The sequence below is a fragment of the Nakamurella lactea DSM 19367 genome (genome assembly GCF_000426645.1).
GTDB lineage: Bacteria > Actinomycetota > Actinomycetes > Mycobacteriales > Nakamurellaceae > Nakamurella > Nakamurella lactea.
Map to the genome: position 1 here is coordinate 324,780 of NZ_KE384550.1, position 18,301 is coordinate 343,080.

The following is an 18,301-nucleotide window of genomic DNA, read 5'->3' on the forward strand; positions in this document are numbered from 1 at the left end:
CGTCGGGGACGTCATCGCCGGACACGGCGTTACCAGTCGGCGGGTACAACCCCGCCAGCCGGCGGCGACGATTCTTCGACCGGGTGGGCCCGAAAGTGATGAGGGGCGTTGGAAGGATGTTCAACGCACCGAGTTGCGGTGTTCGGTCAGCAGCTCGTCGATCAGGCCGAGCGCCCCGGTGCGCCACCCGAACTCCAACCCTGCATCTTCCAGCTGGTCCGGCGACTCCTCGCGGGCATTGCGGGCAGTGACGGCGGCCTTCCAGAGCATCCAGCCGCGCGCTCGGGTCCACGTGTCGTCGTCCAGCCCGACGGCTGCTCGGAACAGCGCCCGGCCGGCGCCTTCGAACAGCGACCAGGCGATCACCAGATCGCAGGCCGGATCACCGACCCCACAAGTCCCGAAGTCGATGACGGCGCCCAGCGCGCCGTCGCGCAACAACAGGTTGCTGCCGCTCATGTCTCCGTGGAACCAGACCGGTGGTCGGCCCCACTCGGATGTCAGCGCCGCCCGCCACAGATCGAGCGCCAGCGGCGCGTCGATCAGATCGGCGAGCGCGTCGATGGCGGCTCGGGCAGAGTCGTCCCAATGCCCCGGCCCAGCGCCCCGGAAGAAGCTGTGCGGTCCGGCCTCCGGGCCGCCGGTCGCATCGATCCGCCGCAGCGTGGTCAGGAATCCGGCGACCTCACCGGCAAGCCGGACCGGATCGCTGACCAGCGACGGCGTTGCCGGTTCGCCCGGCAACCATTCATAGACCGACCAAGGGCGCGGGAACCCGGCGCCCGGCTCACCCTTGCCGAGCGGGTTCGGGATCGCGACCGGCAGTCGCGGCCGCAATACCGGCAGCCACCGGTGCTCCTTGGCGACCTGCGGGACGTAGACGTCCGCGCTCGGGAACCGCAACGACATGGTGTCGCCCAGGCGCAGGGTGAGGTTGTCCCAACCGTCGTTGTCCACCGGCCGGATCGGCAGCTCTGCCCACTGCGGAAATTGCTCCGCCAGCAACCCTCTGATCAGCCCGTGGGTGATGTCGCTCTTGCGCATGCACCCATCACAGCAGCAAGGCACCCCCGGTCACGATTCGTTTGCTCGACGACGAACGGCCCGGCGCCTGGTCATCTCCAGGGGCCGGGCCGGTATCGGGACGGGTGTCGGTCGGTGGATCCGCTGTTACAGCGCCGCAGCGAACTCCGCCGCCGGAATCGCGTCCGCCGCAGCGAACTCGTCGTCCAGGTCGGTGTCGGCCTGCGCGTTGACCAGGGCGGCGTAGCGACCGCCGATGGCCATCAGCTCATCGTGGTCACCCCGCTCGACGATGGCGCCGTGGTCCATCACCACGATCAGATCGGCGTGCCGGACGGTGGACAGCCGGTGGGCGATGGTCAGCGTGGTGCGGCCGTGGCTGGCCGCATCGAGCGCCGCCTGCACGGCTCGCTCGGTGTTGTTGTCCAGCGCACTGGTCGCCTCGTCCAGCACCAGCACCTTCGGATCCCGCAAGATGGTGCGGGCCAACGCGATCCGCTGCTTCTCGCCGCCGGAGAACCGGTAGCCGCGGGCCCCGACGACGGTGTCGTAGCCGTCCGGCAGGTCCAGGATCATCTCGTGCACCTGCGCCGCCTTGGCGGCCGCGATGATCTCGTCGTCGGCGGCATTCGTCTTGGCGTACCGCAGGTTTTCGGCGATGCTGGTGTGCAGCAGATAGGTCTCCTGGGAGACGACGCCGACCAGATCGGCCACGTTCTTCAGCAACATGTCGCGCAGATCGACACCGTCGATGCTCACCGTGCCCGAGCTCGGGTCGTGCAGCCGGGAGACCAACCCGGCCAGGGTCGACTTGCCGGAGCCGGTGGCGCCGACCACGGCGACCGTCCTGCCGGCCGGCAGTTCCAGGTCGACCGACGTCAGCGCATCACGGTCGGAGCCCGGGTAGCGGAACGTCACGTTCTCGAAACGGACCGTACCGGAGGCGGTTTCGACCGGCAGATCGACAGCGTCGGCCGGATCATCGATTTCCACCGGCATGTCGAGGTATTCGAAGATGCGGGAGAACAGTGCCAGCGAGGAGTTGATCTGCACGCCGACGTTCAGCACCCCCATCAGCGGCCGGAACAGCGCGCTCTGCAGGGCGGTGAAGGCGACCAGGGTGCCGATCGTCATCCCACCGGAGGTGGCCGGCAGGCCGGCGGCCAAGTAGATCAAGGCGGGAATCGCGGCGAAGATGATCGACATGGTCGCCATCCGCCAACGGCCGGCCAGCTGCGAGGAGACCTCGAGGTCCGTCAACTCGACCGAGGTCTTGGTGAATCGCTGGGACAGTTGCGGTCCGGAGCCGAGCGTCTTGGACAGCTGGACGCCACTGATCGACAGCGACTCCTCGATCTGGGTCTGCATGTCGGCCAGCGCGCGTTGCGCCTTGGTGGTGACCGCGCGCCGCATCCTGGCCACCCTGCGGGTCAGATAGATGGCCGGCGGCAGCACGATCAGGCTCAGCAGCGACAGCCGCCAACTCAGCGCGGCCATCGCTACCGCGGTACCGACGACGGTGGTCAGGTTCGAGGCGATCGAGGTGGCCGAATTGGTGACCACCGACTGCATCCCGTTGATGTCGTTCGTCAGCCGCGACTGCAGTTCGCCGCCGCGGGTCCGGGTGAAGAAGGACAGCGGCATCCGCTGCAGGTGGGAGAACACGCTGGTCCGCAGGCCGTGCATCACCTTCTGGCCCATCACGGTGGACAGCCAGGTCTGCAGCACGCCGAAGACCGAGCTCAACACGGTGATCCCGAGCATTCCGCCGACCAGCAGCAGCAACAGCGACACATCCTTGTTCGGGATGGCGTCGTCGATCAGGTGCTTGGTAATGAAGGGGGAGGCGAGCCCGACCAGCGAGGTCGCCACGATCAGCGCGACGACAACGGCCAGTCGCGCGCGGTAGGGACGGAACAATGCGCCGATCCTGCGCAGGCTGACCGGATGTTCGGCCAGTTGGGCGATGTCTTCGGGCTTCTTCTTGGCGCTGGACGCGTCGGGCCTTCCGCCACGACCGCCGCGCTCGCCGCCGACATCGCCGGCGGAATGGGAGTGGCCCCGCATCGGGGCAATCATCGGGCTAGTCATACGCATCACGTCTTTCGGTTCTGCTTCGCCTGCCTCCTGGGCAGTGGGCGATTCTCTGGGTTCTCTTCAAGTCTCGATGCTGAGGTTACCTCACATTGTGGTTACCCGTCAAATCCGGTAGGCTGTGAGGCGTGAGACACGGACACGGCGAGGCGCAGGACCCGGCCGACATGACGGCCGGTGAGCTGCTGACCATGCTCGCTCGGCGGCTCCGCCACCTGCGCGGACAGGAACTGCAGCCGTTCGGGCTGACGCCGGCGCAATCCAGGGCGCTGGCCACCGTGGCCCGCAGCACCCACCGGGACGGCGAGGAACTGCGACTGTCGGGCCTGGCCGAGCGGCTGGGCATCGCCCCACGGTCGGCCACCGAGGTGGTCGACGCACTGCAGGAGAAGGGCCTGGTGCAGCGCGCTCCCAGTCCGACCGACCGCCGCGCCACCGCGCTCTCGCTGACCGCTGAGGGCCGGCAACTGATCGGCCGGCTGCGCGCCGCCATGGCGCAGGCAAGCCGGGAGAAGGCGGACGACATGTTCTCGGTGCTCAGCCAGCAGCAGCGGGACGCCCTCACCGAGCTGCTGCGGACCGTCGCGCAACACGATCCGGCCGCTCCCGCAGAATGAGGCCATGCACGATCGACGACAGCTGATCTCCGACCGCATCGCCCGCGCTCTCGCCGAACGGATCCGGCCCGCCGTCCATCGGCCGCTGGCCGAGCTCACGCTGACCGCGTGGCACCTCGACGGCGGGCAGGGGGAACCGATCACTCCGGCCGAGGCACTGGCGCCCGAGGCGGCCGCCCACTATCTGCCGGCCAGGGTCGGCGACGCCTGGGGCCCGGCCTGGGGCACGAGCTGGTTCCATCTGACCGGCACGGCCGCCGGGGTCGCCGGCGGGCACGGGGATGACGGGGATGCCGCCGGTCCGCTGGAGCTGGTGCTGGATCTGGGCTGGTCGCAGGACATGCCGGGTTTCCAGGCCGAGGGCCTCGTGTACCGGCCCGACGGCTCGGTGATCAAGGGACTCAACCCGCGCAACAGCTGGATCCCGGTGTCCACCGGCGATCGGATCGACCTGTACGTGGAGGCGGCCGCCAATCCGATCCTGTTGGGGGAACAGGGGTTCCTGCCGACCCGGTTCGGCGAGAAGACCACAGCGGGTGACGCACCGCTGTACCGGATCGCCCGCGCGCAACTGTGCCGGCTGCACACCGAGACCTTCGAACTGGTCGCCGATCTCGAGGTGCTGGACGGGCTGATGCGCTCGCTCCCGGACAGCGACGCGCACCGGTGGGAGCTGCTGTACGCACTGGAACGCGCGCTGGACGCACTCGATCTGTTCGACGTCAACGGCACCGCGGCCGGCGCCCGCGCCGAACTCGCCGGGCTGTTGGCCCGGCCGGCCGCACCGGGCAGCCACCGGCTCAGCGCCGTCGGGCACGCGCACATCGACTCGGCCTGGCTCTGGCCGGTGCGCGAGACGGTGCGCAAGGTGGCCAGGACGGTGTCCAACGTGACCCAGCTGTTGGACACCACCGACGACCTGGTCTACGCGATGAGCTCGGCGCAGCAGTACGAATGGATCGAGCAGCAGCGACCCGAGGTGTTCGAGCGGCTCCGCAAGCACGTCGCCGACGGCAGGTTCGTTCCGGTCGGCGGGATGTGGGTGGAGTCGGACACCAACATGGTCGGCGGCGAGGCGATGGTCCGGCAGTTCCTGTACGGCAAGAGGTACTTCCTCGAGAAGTTCGGCGTCGAGCCGACCCAGGTCTGGCTGCCGGACTCGTTCGGCTACACCGCAGCGCTGCCGCAGATCGTCACGCTGGCCGGCTGCACCGACTTCCTGACCCAGAAGATCTCCTGGAACCAGGTGAACCCGTTCCCGCACCACACCTTCTGGTGGGAGGGCATCGACGGCACCAGGGTGTTCACCCACTTCCCACCGGTCGACACCTACAACTCCGAGCTGTCGGGCGCCGAGCTGGCACACGCGGCCGCGAACTTCCGGGACAAGGGTCGGGCGAGCCGGTCGCTGGTCCCGTTCGGCTACGGTGACGGCGGCGGCGGTCCGACCAGGGAGATGCTCGCCAGGGCCAGCCGGACCGCCGACCTGCAGGGTTCACCGCGGGTGACGATCGAGTCGCCCGCCGCCTTCTTCGAGGCGGCCCGGGCCGACTACCCGGACGCGCCGGTGTGGACCGGCGAGTTGTATCTGGAGATCCACCGCGGCACCTACACCTCGCAGGCGAAGACCAAGCAGGGAAACCGCCGCAGCGAGCACCTGCTCCGCGAGGCCGAGCTGTGGTCGGCCACCGCTGCCGTCCGCGGACTGCTCGAGTACCCACACGACGCACTCGACGCAGCGTGGAAAACCGTGCTGCTGCAGCAGTTCCACGACATCCTGCCGGGCAGCTCGATCGCCTGGGTCCATCGCGAGGCCGCGGAGAACTACCAGCGGGTGGCGGCGGAGTTGCAGACGCTGATCGACACGGCGACAACGGCGCTGGCCGGCGCCGGCGACCGGACGATCGCATTCAACGCGGCTCCGGTGACCGCGGCCGGCCTGCCGCCGCTGTCGGCGGCCGAACCGGTCGACGGCGGAGCCGTTGCCGCGCAGCAGGACTCCGGATCGATCGTGCTGGACAACGGAGTTCTCCGGGTGCAGATCGACGAGCGTGGCGTGATCGATTCGGTCCGCGACCTCCGCGCCGGCCGCGAGGTGCTGCCGGCCGGCGGCGTCGGGAACCTGCTGCAGATCCATCCCGATCTCCCGAACAAATGGGATGCCTGGGACATCGACGAGTTCTACCGCAACACCGTCACCGATCTGACCGAGGTCGACGAGATGACCCTCGAGCAGGCCGGCCCGGACTCCGGCGGCGCCGCCGAGGTGATCGTCCGCCGCTCGTTCGGTGCATCGACCGTGCAGCAACGGATCCGGCTCGAACCGGGGGCCGGAGAGGTGCTGTGCACCGTCGACATCGACTGGCAGGAGAGCGAGCGGGTACTCAAGGCCGCTTTCGACCTGGACGTGCACACCGACCATGCGGCCTACGAGACGCAGTTCGGGCACGTGGTGCGCCCCACCCACCGGAATACCAGTTGGGACGCAGCGCGTTTCGAGGTCTGTGCGCATCGCTTCGTGCACCTGGCCGAGCCGGGGTACGGGATCGCCGTCAGCAACGACGCGACCTACGGGCACGACGTCACCCGTCATCCCCGGGATGGCGGTGGCAGCTATTCGACCGTTCGGCTCAGCCTGCTCCGGGCGCCGCGATATCCCGACCCGCACACCGACCAGGGTCGGCACGTTCTGCACTACGCGTTGGTTCCCGGCGTCGATGTCGCCGGCGCGGCCGCGGCCGGCTATCGGATCAACCTGCCGGCGCGCCGGGGGACCGGCGCCGGCCCGGTGTCGCCGCTGGTCAGCGTCGGCGAGGGCGCCATGGTGGAGGCGGTGAAACTGGCTCAGGACCGCAGCGGCGATCTGATCGTCCGGTTGTACGAGCCCAGCGGGGCCCGCGCGCAGGTCACCGTCACGCCGTCGTTCGACGTCGCTGCGGTCATCGAGACCGACCTGCTGGAACGGGAACTGCGGCCGGACGCGCTGGTCGACACCGACCCGATCACCGTGGCGCTGCGGCCGTTCCAGATCGTCACCCTGCGGATCGCGCGGGACGCCGGCTGACCGGCGAACGCACTACCAGCCGGATCGAGGATCGCGCCCCGTCAGGCCGAGCAGCGCCTCGGCATTGCGCCCCAGGATCAGCGCTCGATCCTCGTCGCTGATCTCCGCGTCCACGATCCGGAACCGCTGCATCCCCGCCAGGTACAGCGGTGTGTCGGAGCCGAACAGGATCCGGTCCGCGCCGATTTCCGCGACGGCCCATTCGATGAGTCCTGGCCAGATGCTCCGTGCGCTGGACGTGTCGGTCCAGATATTGCAATGCCGACTCGCCTGCACGGCACGCACCTGGTGGCTCGGGTCGTTGTCCCACCCGTTCCCCAGATGCGCGAGGATCAGCCGCGCATCGGCGTACCGATCCAACAGCGGCACATAGTCCATCGGCAGGCTGTTCTGCTCACCGCTGTGGGTGAGCACCAACGCTCCCCGCTCTGCGCAGAACCGGAAGATCTCCTCCCCGAACTCCGTGATCGGATAGCCATGCTCCTCCGGATGGATCTTCACGCCGACGCACCACGGATGCTGCAGCATCCGGTCCGCCTGCTCGAAGGTCTCCGGTTCACGCGGGTCGATGATCACCCACTGCAGCAAACCCGGTGTGGCCGGCACCATCTTCTCGGCGTCGGCATTGCCGATCACTGGGTTGGCGCTGAACCTGGGCACCAACCCACGGAGCGGCGAGATGACCGTCCAGTCGATGTTCGATCGTTCGGCGCGGGCTGCGACTTCGCCCGCCTCGCCCGACATGAACCTGTCGACCAGTTCACCCAGTCCTCGGTCCATCGATCCGTAGTGTCCGTGGACATCGACGGTGAACACGTCCGGCGCGCTGTCGGTCACGGTCACTCCCCGGCCGCAGCGGGCTCCCAGAGCCACTCCGGCGCATGGTCCGTGATCCATTCGCGCAGCACCGCAACGTCGTCGGCGTTCGCCGCGGAATACGGCGCGCGACAGCGGACATCGGTCGACAGGAACCCGGTGGCGCTGCCAACGAGACGGTCCCAGGCGCTGTCATGGAATCCGCGTCCCTCGAATGCCTGGAACGCGAAGTCGTACAGCTTGTTGTACGCGTCGACGTCGGCCTGCAGGGCGACCTGATCCTTCGCCTGCAGATGCTCGAACATCCGAAGGATCTTGGTCGGGTTCGCGTACACGGTGGCGCTGCAACCGCCGATCACCCCGCTGTCGGCCATCTCTGCCCACAGACCCTCGCTGACGAAGACGTTGACGAATTCGGAGAGCTCCCGACTGCCCTCGAGCGTGCACCCAACGGTGTCCGCGTTCGCCTTCACCATCAGATAGTTCGGGGCAGCGTCATGGATCGCGCGGTGCTGGTCGACGGTCAGCGTCTGCTTGCTCCGTGTCGTCTCGTAGACCGAGAACGCCATCGGAGCGGCCGCCTGGGCCACCGTCACGAAGAACGGGACCACCTCATGATCGGCGACCGCAAGCCAGAACGGCAGCGCGACCTGGACGGCATCCGCGCCGGCCTCCTTGGCCCAGGCGATCCGGTCGAGCACCCCACGAGTACTGGTAGCGGTGCAGCCGATCATCGCCGCCGTGGAGTACTTGTGCGCCTCGTCGACCGTCGCAACGGTGATGGCCTTGAACTCGTCCTCGGAGATCGCATAGAACTCACCCGACGTCCCGCCGGTGTAGATGCCCGGCGCCCCGTTCTCCGCACTGCGCGCGACGTCCGCGCGATACGTTCTCTCGTCAAATTCGTCATTCTCGTCCCAGGCGACCGGCAGGCCGGCCCATGGTCCGATGAAGGACTCTCGTGTCAGCATCATGTTCCGCAGAAGACCTTTCACCAGTTGCCGGAGTCGGACGTGCGACAGGAACCGCCGCGAAGGGCCGTCATTGTTGCGATGAAATCACATTTCACGAACTGCCACAACCCTCGGTTCGCGACCACACGACGGCGTCGGCCGGGCCACGCCGGGCGCCGCACCACGAAGGGACAACTGGCCAATCTCGTTGCGAACCCCGCCGTTCGCTCGTACCTTCGAGGTACACACGAAAGGAGGTGGTCCGAAGTTGTATTCCCAACGGACTCGTGAGGTGACTGGCCGCTAGGCCGTCCACCGCCCGCCAGGAGCCGGTCGATCGGGAGATCGAGTGACGACCTGGCCAGTACCGGACAGTCACCCGACCCCCGGGCCGCCGACATCTTGTCCACGTCGGCTCGACCTCCGGCCGCATCCTTTCGGCATCGGCTCAGGCTGTTTGCTGCGAGTTCCCTGCGGCCGCTGGTCAGGCCCGGGGGTTGTCCGTACCTCCGCCTGGGGTCACTGCGGGCGTGTGTCGAACGCCGTCGCCGACCAACTCGGATGACGAAGCCGCCAGCCCAGCGACGATGCCAACGCGTTGGACGCGGACCGGCCAGGCGCACTCGCTCGGAAGGTGGCCCGTTCGGGGTCGCCGCCGGCGGCCGCGACCAACGCCGGCCCCCACTGCTGCAGCCGGGTCGGCTCGTCATCCACCACGTTGACCACGCCGGGCGGCCAGTTGATGGCGGCCGCTGCGGCCTCTGCGGCGTCGTCGACCTGCACGAAGCTGGTGTGGTCGGTGGTCGCCGTCACCGATCCGGCCGCCGCTGCCACGAACGCCGAACCGCCTGGCGCGTACCAGGTGTCCGGCCCATACAGCAGGCCGAACCGCAGCACCAGACCGCCCGGCAGGGCCAACACTGCTTGCTCGAGCAGTTCCACCCCGCGGTAGGCGGGCTCGCCGTCGGGGTTGCGGGCGAGCGGCTCGTTCTCGCCGGCCGCTCCCGGCCCGGGCCGGTAGACCCAGCTGAGGCTCTCCGCGACCATCCTGGTCACGCCGTGGCGACGGGCCGCCGCCACGAGGTTCGCCGTGCCCTCGACCCGAAGGCGCGCGTTGGCGGCGAAGTCGTCGCCGGCCAGATCGGTCAGCAGATGTAGCACCAGATCCGGTTCGCTCTCCGCGACGGCGCGGTCTGCGCTGTCGGGTTCCAGCGCGTCCATCAGCACCGGATGCTGCCCGGCCGCCGACAGCGCGGCGGTACGGTTCGGCCATCGTGTACTGGCCCAGACCTCATGGCCGGCATCGACCAGCAGGGCGCCGGCTCTCCGGCCGAGCACACCGGTACCGCCGGCAAGCAGAATCCTCATCCCGTCATCTCCTCCGCCGAGCCACGGGCGGTCCCGGCGCACTCCAGGATGGCCCCAACGGTTCTGCGCCGAACAGCCGCCCCCTGCCGGCGACGATGCCTCCCGCTGTGGCGTAGCGGGGTTGTCCCGCCCGGGCGTAGCGGGGTTGTCCCGCCCGGGCGTAGCGGGGTTGTCCCGCCCGGGCGTAGCGGGGTTGTCCCGCCCAGGGCGTAGCGGGGTTGTCCCGCCCGGAGGTAGCGGAAGGTCCGACCAGCACCAACCGGTTGAGCGACGCCGGGAGGAGCAAGGCAGGATGGACGGGTGGCGACCAGGAAACGTGCATCCCAGATCCCTGCCGAGAACAACACCGCCGACGCGAACCTGGCGTTGACCGCATCGCTGGAATATGTGCGGAGCTGGCTGGAGTACCGGGTCTGGCGGACCAGGGTGCCCGGTGCGCAGGTGGCGATCTGGTTCGACGGCAAGCGGCAGTTCGCCCGCTCGTTCGGACTGGCGAACGTCGCGACCGGCGAGCAGCTGACGAACTCGCACCTGTTCCGGATCGCCTCGCACTCCAAGACTTTCACCGCCACCAGTGTCCTGCAGTTGGCTGCGGCCGGAAAGCTGCGGCTGGACGACGAGGTGCAGCAATATGTGCCTCGACTGGTCGGCGCCGCCATCGGCACGGTGACGATTCGCGAGCTCGCCTCGCATGCCGGCGGGGTCTCAAGGGATTCGGCGGACGGCGACTTCTGGTCGTTGGCGCGGCCGTTCCCGGATGCCGAAGCGTTCGACGAGATCCTGCGCCAGGACCTGGACGTCACGGTCTCCAGCCATGCTTTCAAATACACCAACATCGGCTATTCGATCCTCGGGATGGTGATCGAGGCGGCGAGCGGGCAGAGCTACGACGACTACACCCGCGACCACATCGTCAGCCCGTTGCGGTTGCGCAACACCGCCTCCGACGTGATCGACAAGCCGGGCACGAAGTACGCCGCCGCGCACTCGGGCGTGATCACCGACTTCGACCGGGAGATCATCCCCAACGTTCCGACCGGTGCGATGGCCGCCGCGACCGGCTTCAGTTCCACCGCGAGTGACCTGGTCCGCTATGCCGCAGCCCATTTCACCGGTTCCGGTGAACTGCTCGACGACCGGTCCAAGCGCTGGATGCGGCAGGCACTGTGGCAGGTCGAGGGCCGCGACGGCAGCGCCACCAGCTACGGGCTCGGCCTCGCCGGGCGAAAGATCCACGGCCGCAGTTGGTACGGCCACGGCGGCGGCTGGCCGGGACACATCACCCGGACACTGTGGGAGCCCGAGCTCGGCATCGCGGTGTCGTCGCTGACCAACGCGATCGACGGGCCGGCCGAAGATCTGACGGTCGGCGTCATCGAGCTGCTGATGACGGCGCTCGACCGACCGAGAAGTGCACTGCGGCCGAGCAGCGGGCTGCCCAACGACGTCTATGGCGCGGCCACCCGTGCGCCTGCCGCGACGGCCGGGTCGGTCGACCTGGACGCCTTCACCGGCCGGTATGCCAGCCCGTGGGCGCTGGTCGACATCGCTCGGCTCGGCGACCAGTTGTTCATGATCCCGCCGACGGCACCGAACCCGGTGGCGGCGGCCGAGCCGCTCACGGTGATCGATGCCGCCACCCTGCGCACCGACGGCGGCTCCGGCTACGACTCGCTCGGCGAACTGGTGCACTTCGAGTTCGACAAGCGCGGCCGGGTCAGCCAGCTGCGCGGCGGCAGTGGCATGCGGATGCGGCCGGCCCCGAAGCCGGTGCCCTTCTCGCAGTCCCGCGACTGAGCAATCCGCCCGCCCAGCCTTCGGTGATCATCACGCACTGCCCGGCATTCCGGATATTTTCACCCCCGAGCGGGCTGGGCGTCATGATCATCGGGCAGCAGGCGTGAGCACGCGGTAGCGTAGGAACACCACGCCACTGTCGAACCGGCGGGTGTCGACCAGGTCGAGGTCGAGCCGGACGTCGCCGGGCAGCCACCCGGTGCCGCCGCCGACCACCACCGGGTTGACGAACTGCACCAGCTCGTCGACCAGCCCGGCGCGGATCGCGGCGCCGGCCAGGGTCGGGCCGCCGATGCCGAGATCCCTGACGGCCGCGGACTTGAGCTGCCGAACGGCGTCCGGGTCGAAGGCGCGTTCCAACCTGGTTCGCGCCGTCGTCACCCCGTCCAGCGTGCTGGAGTAGACGATCTTGTCGGCGCCCCGCCAGATCTGGGCGAAATCCAGTATCACCGGTGACTGCCCCGTGTCACCTTGATTCGTCTCGTCGGCGGCGTGCTCCCAATACCGCATGACCTCGTACATCCGTCGGCCGAACAAGTGGGTGCCGATCGGCCGCACCAGGTCATTGACGAAAGCGTGCACCTGCTCGTCCGGCGCGGCCCAGTCGAAGCTGCCGGCAGCGTCGACCACATACCCGTCCAACGAGGTGATCGCTGAGTAGCTGAGCTGCGCCATGGTCGGTCTCCTCGCCGTCGGCCTGAAGCCTGACCACTACCCTGACCCACCCGACCCAGGGGGTCAACCGATCGACTGACGGGGTTCTGACCGACCGGTGGACCAAATAACCTGGCCGGTAGGCGGACCATGGATGCATGTCAATGATCGAAGTGCGCGACCTGCGGAAGGTCTACGGACCGAAGACCGTAGTGGACGGGGTGAGCTTCAGCGTCGAACCGGGCGAGATCTTCGGGATCCTCGGCCCGAACGGTGCCGGCAAGACAACAACGGTGGAGTGCATCGGCGGGCTGCGGCAGCGCGACGGCGGCAGCATCACCGTCGCCGGCATGGACCCGGCACGGGAGGGCAGGGCATTCCGCGAGGCACTGGGCATCCAGTTGCAGGAGAGCCGGCTGCCGGACAAGCAGACTGTGGGCGAGGCCCTGCAGCTGTACTCCAGCTTCTACGAAAAGCCCCGGGACTGGCGCGAGCTGCTGGACCGGCTCGGCCTCGGCACCCAGGAGAAGACCTATTTCGCCAAGCTGTCCGGCGGCCAGAAGCAGCGGCTGTCGGTGGCACTGGCGCTGATCGGCAATCCGCAGGTGGCCATCCTCGACGAGCTGACCACCGGCCTGGACCCGGCCGCCCGGCGCGAGGTCTGGTCGCTGCTGGCCGACCTCAAGGGCACCGGTGTCACCCTGCTGCTGGTCTCGCACTTCATGGAGGAGGCGGAGCGGCTCTGCGACCGGGTAGCGGTGATCGACGGCGGCAAGGTGATCGCCACCGACACCCCCGAGGGTCTGGCCGCCGGCGCCCAGGGCGAGCAGCGGATGAGCTTCATCCCGTCAGCCCCGTTGGATCTCGCCGCGCTGCAGCAGCTGCCGGACGTGCACGGGGTGAGCACCAGCGGCGACCGGGTGGTTGTCAGCGGCTCGGACAACGTCGCCAGCGCGGTGATCATCGCGCTGCACGGCAACGGCATCACCGCGCAGAAGCTGCGGGTCGATCAGCCGAACCTGGACGACGCCTTCGTCCAGTTGACCAGGGAAGCAGAAGAGGACAGCGCCATGACCAGGGCAGGAGGAAGCCGATGAGCGCGACCAGCATGATGATCAAGACCGAATCGAAGTTGATGCTGCGCAACCCCGGCGTGGTGTTGTGGACGGCGATCCTGCCGGTGGTCGCTGCCATCGTGCTCGGCGCCATTCCCGGTACCAGGAACCCGACCGACGACCTGGGTGGGGCCAGCTTCTTCGGCGTCTACCAGCCGGTCCTGGTGCTGTTCGCCATCTGCATGCTGGCGGTGCAGGCGCTGCCGGACGTGCTGACCCGTTACCGCGAGCTGGGAGTACTCAAACGGCTGCGCACCACGCCGGCGTCACCGGGGTTGTTGCTGGTCGCACAGCTGGCGCTGATCTTCAGCGTTTCGGTCGTCTGCATGCTGCTGATGGTGGTGCTGCCGACCTTCTTCGGCGCGCCGTGGCCGGAGAACGTGCCCGCGTTCCTGGTCTCGTACGTGCTGGCCGCCTGGGCGATGCTCGGGCTGGGCATGGTGATTGCCAGCCTGTTCCGTAATGCCAAGGTGGCGGCCGGTTTCGGCACCGTGCTGTTCTTCGTCCTGCAGTTCTTCGCCGGTCTATGGGTGCCGCGGCCGACCATGCCGGGCTGGATGCGGACCATCTCCAACCTCACGCCCACCGGTGCCGCCCAGCAGGCGCTGGCGGATGCAGCGGCCGGCCATTGGGCCAGCATCGGCTACTTCGGTGTTCTACTCGTCTGGGGAGCCGTCACCTCGTTGCTGGCGGTCCGGATCTTCAAGTGGGAGTAGTCGAGATGAACCTGGCGGGCGCGCACCCGGTGTCTGAATCAGGCGCAGTGTCGGGGTCCTGCGCGCCCGCCGACCCCCACCCGGCCGAGGTTCAGCCGATCGGCGTCGCCGGCGGCCGGTCCGCCGACGAGATCAACCGGGTGTGGCCGCACGACACCGTACTGCCGCCCTACTCCGCGCTGCACCGGGTGCCGGAGTGGGAACCGGAGGGTCGCTGGCTGCGGGACCGACCGCAGCTCGACTGGCCGGACGCAATGCTCTCGGCTCGGTTCGGTCCGCACATTCTCCGCGGGCTGCTCGTCGTCGCGCTGGTGGTCGGGCAGATCACCGCCGGCGGCGGATGGCAGCGGCACCTGGTCGGGTTGGCCATCGGGCTGCTGTTGTGGGGGTGGCTGGAGTGGTGGTTCCGGTGGGACCTGACGCCGCTGAGTCGCCGGATCATCGTGATCGCCGGCAACTGGATCCTCACCGCCGCCCTGATCGTCGTCACCCCGCTGGGCGGGATCTTCGCCTGGAGCGGCTATCTCATCGCCGGAACCTTCTTCACCGGATGGCTGTTGCTGCTGGCCGTGCCACTGTCCTGCGTGCTGATGACGGCGACCCAGTTCGGCGGGTTCGAGGAGTTCGCCGGCGAGTGGACGCTGTTCACCGCGCTGATGGCACTCAACACCTCGATCGGGTTGGCCTCCATCATCCTGGCCAACCGGCGGGAAGAGGCGGTGCTCCGGCGTGGTGCCACGTTCCGGCAATTGTTGGCGACGCAGCAGGAGAACAGCACCCTGCAGCGGCACATCGTCGAGCAGGCCAGACAGCAGGGGATCCTCGGCGAACGGGCCCGGCTGGCCCGCGAGTTGCACGACACGATGGCGCAGGGCCTCGTTGCGGTGGTCACCCAACTGGAGGCGATCGACGACGCGCAGGTGCGGTCCGCCGACGTTGCGCGACGCGTCGAGCGGGCCAAGGACCTGGCCCGGCAGAGCCTCGGCGAGGCCCGGCGTGCGGTCAACGCACTCCGTCCGCCGGCGCTGGACGACCGCGGACTGCCGGACGCGCTGGAGCGACTGGTGGCCGATTGGGCGGAGCTGAACGGCGTTGCGGCCCAACACCGGGTTTCCGGCGACCCACGGGCGACCGAGCAGGACGCGGCGCTGGTCCGGGTCGCCCAAGAGGCCCTGTCGAATGTCGCCCGGCATGCGGCCGCGCATCACGTCGCGGTGACGTTGACCTACCTGGACGACGAGGTGCTGCTCGACATCCGTGACGACGGAACAGGTTTCGACCCCGCTGCCCGCCCCGAGCCCGGAGTTGCCGGCGGCCACGGGCTGCCCGGCATGGCCGAGCGGCTCCGGCTGGCCGACGGCCGGCTGGCCGTCGAGTCCGAGCCGGGCGGCGGCTGCGTTGTGAGCGCGGCGGTGCCCGGATGAGCGAGCCGGCAGCCGAAACTGCAGTGCGGCTGATCGTCGTCGACGACCATCCGGTGGTCCGCGACGGCATCAAGGGCATGCTCGACCACGACGATCGGATCGAGGTGGTCGGGGAGGCCGGCGACGGCGTCGAAGCGTTGGCCCAGGTACGCCGACTGGACCCGGATCTGGTGCTGATGGACCTGCGGATGCCCGGCGGTGACGGGGTTTCCGCGATCAGGGCGCTGCGGGAACGGTCCGCCGACCGCCCGCGGATCCTGGTGCTCACCACCTACGACACCGACCGCGACATCTACACCGCGATCGACGCCGGGGCGGACGGCTACCTGCTCAAGGCCACCAGCAGGGCCGAGCTGGTCGACGCCGTGCTGCAGGCGCAGGCCGGCCGCAGCGTGTTGGCACAGTCCGCGGTGCAGTCGCTGATGGACCGCGACCGCGGCCGGCAGCTCACCGACCGGGAGGTCGAGGTGCTGCGGGCGATCGCCGGCGGCGGTACCAACCGGGACGTGGCCAAGGACCTGCTCGTGAGCGAGGCGACGGTGAAGACGCACCTGATGCGGCTGTACCCGAAGCTCGGGGTGCGCGACCGAGCGGCCGCGGTGCGGGTGGCCTACGAACGCGGACTGCTGGGCTGACGTTCCGCGAGATCGGCAGCCGGGAGAGGGCCGGTCGGTCCGGCGATGCGCCTACCCGCCGGAGCGGGACCGCCGGACCACGACCGTCCCGGCGCCCACCGTTCCGTGCAGCACGAAATGCGGGTAGCGCGGGTCGGCGACACCGTCGACCTTGCTGCGCGCGGTTCCGCTGCGGGCGGTCACGCCGTTGATGTCGGCCGTCATCCCCTGGCCGACGATGAGTTTCAAGGTTCCGGATTTCACCGTCACCCGAAGGTCCACGACCGCCGGAACAACGGCCTGACTGCAGTCGAGGATCGCGGTTCCCGGTCCGATTTCGACGGCCAGCCGGGCGGGCACCGACCAACGGCCGTCGCGCCGCAGTGTGCCCCAGCCGACGGAGAGCACGATCCGGTCGCTGTCGTCGGAAACGGCCGGCCAGGAAGCCACCGGGACCGGCGGTTGGGCCGACGGCAATGCGGTCGTGGCGGCCGGCGACATCGGCAGGTCGGCGAACGGCGCATCGAGTTCGTCGGCGTAGCGAGCCGCATAGACGGTCGCCAACCGCTCGTCCAGCTCCGCGATCGTGATCCGACCCTGGACGAGTGCCTGCTGCAGGAGCTGCGCAGCCACTTCCCGGTCGTCATTCGAGATCCGCAAGCGGCGGTCCGCTCCGTCTGACATGACAGGGAGTCTAGGCGTCGGACAACACGCCGGCCGCGGTGGCGGCCGCCGCGTAGGCGGCCGCGAGACTGTCGATCGTCTCGTGGGCGTTGAGACCCGACGGGTTCGGTACCACCCACACCTGCGCGCCCGCCAGCTTGTCCAGCTGTGGGCCGGGTTTCGCCCGGGGATTGCGAAAGGCCTTGCGGTAGGCGGTGATTCCGAGGAATGCGACCACCTTCGGCCGGTAGGCGGCCACCGATCTGGCGACCCGCGCCGCACCGTCCCGCAGTTCCTCGGGCGTCAGTTCGTCAGCCCTGGCGGTGGCCCTGCGCACCAGGTTGGTGATGCCGATGCCGGCCGATACCAGCGCCGCCCGGTCCTCGGGCGTCATCCCCGCAGAAGCATCGATCACCTGCTCGGTGATGCCGGCCCGGTGCAGTGCCGGGTAGAAGCGGTTGCCCGGACGGGCGAAGTGCGCGTTCGCCGCCGCGGTCCACAGACCGGGGTTGATGCCGACGATCAGCAACCGCAGGCCGGGGCCGACCAGGTCGTCCACCTGCCTGCCACGCGCCGCCTCGAGTTCTTCCCGGCTGAATCCCATCGCTGGTCACCCTAACGCCCGGCCCGCATCGGCCAATTTTCTTCCGGATCGGCGCAGGAACTGCCACCGCCGGGCATGATGACGGGTGTCGAGTCAACGGGTCCGTCCGAACGGACCGAAACAGCGGACCGCCAACAGCAAACAGCGAAGGAGCGTCACTAGGCCATGGGTGTCAGTCTCAGCAAGGGTGGAAACGTCTCACTGACGAAGGCGGCGCCGAGCCTGTCGTCGCTGGTGCTGGGTCTGGGTTGGGACCTGCGCACCACGACGGGCGCGGATTTCGACCTGGATGCCAGCGCGCTGGTGGTGGGCGCCGACGGCAAGGTGCTGAGTAATGCGCACTTCGTGTTCTTCAACAACAAGCGCTCCCCCGACGGCGCCGTCGAGCACAGCGGCGACAACCTGACCGGCGAGGGCGAGGGCGACGACGAGGCGATCAACGTCTCCGTGTCCGCGCTGCCGCCGGAGGTGGACAAGGTCGTGGTGGTGGCATCGATCTATGAGGCCGACACCCGCGGCCAGACCTTCGGGCAGGTCCGCAACGCCTATGTGCGGGTGGTCGACCAGGCCGACGGCAACGAGCTGGCCCGCTACGACCTCACCGAGGACGCCGCCGGCGAGACTGCCATGGTGTTCGGCGAGCTGTACCGCAACGGCGCCGAATGGAAGTTCCGCGCGGTCGGCCAGGGCTACGCCTCCGGCCTGGCCGGTATCGCCCAGGACTTTGGCGTCTCGCTCTGAACCAGCCGTTCTCGATCTCGACCTGAGAGGAGACACTC

The 18,301-nt window shown here is 68.9% G+C and carries 16 protein-coding genes; 8 read left to right on the forward strand and 8 right to left on the reverse strand.

The genetic code is table 11. The features are described 5' to 3' along the window. Positions 1 to 120: 120 nt before the first annotated feature. Positions 121 to 1,044 (reverse strand): aminoglycoside phosphotransferase family protein, encoded by a 924-nt coding sequence (locus K340_RS0125060; RefSeq protein ID WP_029138712.1) that lies wholly within the window; start codon positions 1,042 to 1,044, stop codon positions 121 to 123. Between the two features lie 126 nt (positions 1,045 to 1,170). Further along, positions 1,171 to 3,090: an ABC transporter ATP-binding protein gene (locus K340_RS33235; RefSeq protein WP_084614983.1), complete on the reverse strand. Its 1,920-nt coding sequence runs from the start codon at positions 3,088 to 3,090 to the stop codon at positions 1,171 to 1,173. Between the two features lie 155 nt (positions 3,091 to 3,245). Here K340_RS33235 and K340_RS0125070 point away from each other — a divergent pair, with 155 nt between their 5' ends. Then, the gene (locus K340_RS0125070; protein WP_037366639.1) at positions 3,246 to 3,734 is read left to right on the forward strand and encodes a MarR family winged helix-turn-helix transcriptional regulator; all 489 of its coding nucleotides are present in this window, start codon (positions 3,246 to 3,248) and stop codon (positions 3,732 to 3,734) included. Between the two features lie 4 nt (positions 3,735 to 3,738). Beyond that, positions 3,739 to 6,798: an alpha-mannosidase gene (locus tag K340_RS0125075; RefSeq protein ID WP_029138714.1), complete on the forward strand. Its 3,060-nt coding sequence runs from the start codon at positions 3,739 to 3,741 to the stop codon at positions 6,796 to 6,798. A gap of 12 nt (positions 6,799 to 6,810) precedes the next feature. Here K340_RS0125075 and K340_RS34820 read toward each other — a convergent pair whose 3' ends face one another. The 3 genes from K340_RS34820 to K340_RS0125095 form a co-directional block, all read right to left on the reverse strand. Further along, positions 6,811 to 7,635: an amidohydrolase family protein gene (locus K340_RS34820; RefSeq protein WP_161632185.1), complete on the reverse strand. Its 825-nt coding sequence runs from the start codon at positions 7,633 to 7,635 to the stop codon at positions 6,811 to 6,813. Between the two features lie 2 nt (positions 7,636 to 7,637). Next, a complete protein-coding gene (locus K340_RS0125090; RefSeq protein WP_029138716.1) occupies positions 7,638 to 8,588 on the reverse strand; it encodes a dihydrodipicolinate synthase family protein in 951 nt (316 codons plus the stop codon). Positions 8,589 to 9,086: 498 nt separating this feature from the next. Then, the gene (locus tag K340_RS0125095) at positions 9,087 to 9,935 is read right to left on the reverse strand and encodes an NAD-dependent epimerase/dehydratase family protein (RefSeq protein ID WP_029138717.1); all 849 of its coding nucleotides are present in this window, start codon (positions 9,933 to 9,935) and stop codon (positions 9,087 to 9,089) included. 300 nt (positions 9,936 to 10,235) lie between these two features. On the opposite strand from K340_RS0125095, the gene K340_RS33245 reads away from it, so the two are divergent. After that, entirely contained in the window at positions 10,236 to 11,732 is a 1,497-nt protein-coding gene (locus K340_RS33245; RefSeq protein WP_051267613.1) for a serine hydrolase domain-containing protein, read from the forward strand. An 87-nt stretch (positions 11,733 to 11,819) separates the two neighbouring features. Here the strand turns inward: K340_RS33245 and K340_RS0125105 are convergent, their stop codons facing one another. Beyond that, the gene (locus K340_RS0125105; RefSeq protein ID WP_029138718.1) at positions 11,820 to 12,407 is read right to left on the reverse strand and encodes a dihydrofolate reductase family protein; all 588 of its coding nucleotides are present in this window, start codon (positions 12,405 to 12,407) and stop codon (positions 11,820 to 11,822) included. A 137-nt stretch (positions 12,408 to 12,544) separates the two neighbouring features. On the opposite strand from K340_RS0125105, the gene K340_RS0125110 reads away from it, so the two are divergent. Genes K340_RS0125110 through K340_RS0125125 form a run of 4 tightly spaced genes read left to right on the forward strand, consistent with a single transcriptional unit; the run spans position 12,545 to position 16,276 of the window. After that, on the forward strand, positions 12,545 to 13,483 hold the full coding sequence (locus K340_RS0125110; RefSeq protein ID WP_029138719.1) for an ABC transporter ATP-binding protein: 939 nt from the start codon (positions 12,545 to 12,547) through the stop codon (positions 13,481 to 13,483). Beyond that, complete coding sequence (locus K340_RS0125115; protein ID WP_029138720.1) at positions 13,480 to 14,217, forward strand: ABC transporter permease; 738 nt, start codon at positions 13,480 to 13,482, stop codon at positions 14,215 to 14,217. The genes K340_RS0125110 and K340_RS0125115 overlap by 4 nt, the downstream gene beginning before the upstream one ends. A 47-nt stretch (positions 14,218 to 14,264) precedes the next feature. Continuing rightward, positions 14,265 to 15,641: a sensor histidine kinase gene (locus tag K340_RS0125120; protein WP_161632186.1), complete on the forward strand. Its 1,377-nt coding sequence runs from the start codon at positions 14,265 to 14,267 to the stop codon at positions 15,639 to 15,641. Then, on the forward strand, positions 15,638 to 16,276 hold the full coding sequence (locus tag K340_RS0125125; RefSeq protein WP_029138722.1) for a response regulator: 639 nt from the start codon (positions 15,638 to 15,640) through the stop codon (positions 16,274 to 16,276). Before K340_RS0125120 ends, K340_RS0125125 begins: the two co-directional genes overlap by 4 nt. A gap of 51 nt (positions 16,277 to 16,327) precedes the next feature. Here K340_RS0125125 and K340_RS0125130 read toward each other — a convergent pair whose 3' ends face one another. Further along, positions 16,328 to 16,939: a DUF1707 SHOCT-like domain-containing protein gene (locus K340_RS0125130; RefSeq protein ID WP_029138723.1), complete on the reverse strand. Its 612-nt coding sequence runs from the start codon at positions 16,937 to 16,939 to the stop codon at positions 16,328 to 16,330. Between the two features lie 10 nt (positions 16,940 to 16,949). Then, a complete protein-coding gene (locus tag K340_RS0125135; protein WP_029138724.1) occupies positions 16,950 to 17,522 on the reverse strand; it encodes a mismatch-specific DNA-glycosylase in 573 nt (190 codons plus the stop codon). A gap of 165 nt (positions 17,523 to 17,687) precedes the next feature. On the opposite strand from K340_RS0125135, the gene K340_RS0125140 reads away from it, so the two are divergent. Beyond that, positions 17,688 to 18,263: a TerD family protein gene (locus K340_RS0125140; protein ID WP_029138725.1), complete on the forward strand. Its 576-nt coding sequence runs from the start codon at positions 17,688 to 17,690 to the stop codon at positions 18,261 to 18,263. Positions 18,264 to 18,301: the final 38 nt, after the last annotated feature.

What these genes read in the sequence shown, in the direction of transcription:
- K340_RS0125060 (WP_029138712.1), bottom strand. Translation starts at nt 1,044, where the DNA reads ATGCGCAAGAGCGACATCACCCACGGGCTGATCAGAGGGTTGCTGGCG.
- K340_RS33235 (WP_084614983.1), bottom strand. Translation starts at nt 3,090, where the DNA reads ATGCGGGGCCACTCCCATTCCGCCGGCGATGTCGGCGGCGAGCGCGGC.
- K340_RS0125075 (WP_029138714.1), top strand. Translation starts at nt 3,739, where the DNA reads ATGCACGATCGACGACAGCTGATCTCCGACCGCATCGCCCGCGCTCTC.
- K340_RS0125090 (WP_029138716.1), bottom strand. Translation starts at nt 8,588, where the DNA reads ATGATGCTGACACGAGAGTCCTTCATCGGACCATGGGCCGGCCTGCCG.
- K340_RS0125095 (WP_029138717.1), bottom strand. Translation starts at nt 9,935, where the DNA reads ATGAGGATTCTGCTTGCCGGCGGTACCGGTGTGCTCGGCCGGAGAGCC.
- K340_RS0125105 (WP_029138718.1), bottom strand. Translation starts at nt 12,407, where the DNA reads ATGGCGCAGCTCAGCTACTCAGCGATCACCTCGTTGGACGGGTATGTG.
- K340_RS0125110 (WP_029138719.1), top strand. Translation starts at nt 12,545, where the DNA reads ATGTCAATGATCGAAGTGCGCGACCTGCGGAAGGTCTACGGACCGAAG.
- K340_RS0125115 (WP_029138720.1), top strand. Translation starts at nt 13,480, where the DNA reads ATGAGCGCGACCAGCATGATGATCAAGACCGAATCGAAGTTGATGCTG.
- K340_RS0125125 (WP_029138722.1), top strand. Translation starts at nt 15,638, where the DNA reads ATGAGCGAGCCGGCAGCCGAAACTGCAGTGCGGCTGATCGTCGTCGAC.
- K340_RS0125130 (WP_029138723.1), bottom strand. Translation starts at nt 16,939, where the DNA reads ATGTCAGACGGAGCGGACCGCCGCTTGCGGATCTCGAATGACGACCGG.
- K340_RS0125135 (WP_029138724.1), bottom strand. Translation starts at nt 17,522, where the DNA reads ATGGGATTCAGCCGGGAAGAACTCGAGGCGGCGCGTGGCAGGCAGGTG.
- K340_RS0125140 (WP_029138725.1), top strand. Translation starts at nt 17,688, where the DNA reads ATGGGTGTCAGTCTCAGCAAGGGTGGAAACGTCTCACTGACGAAGGCG.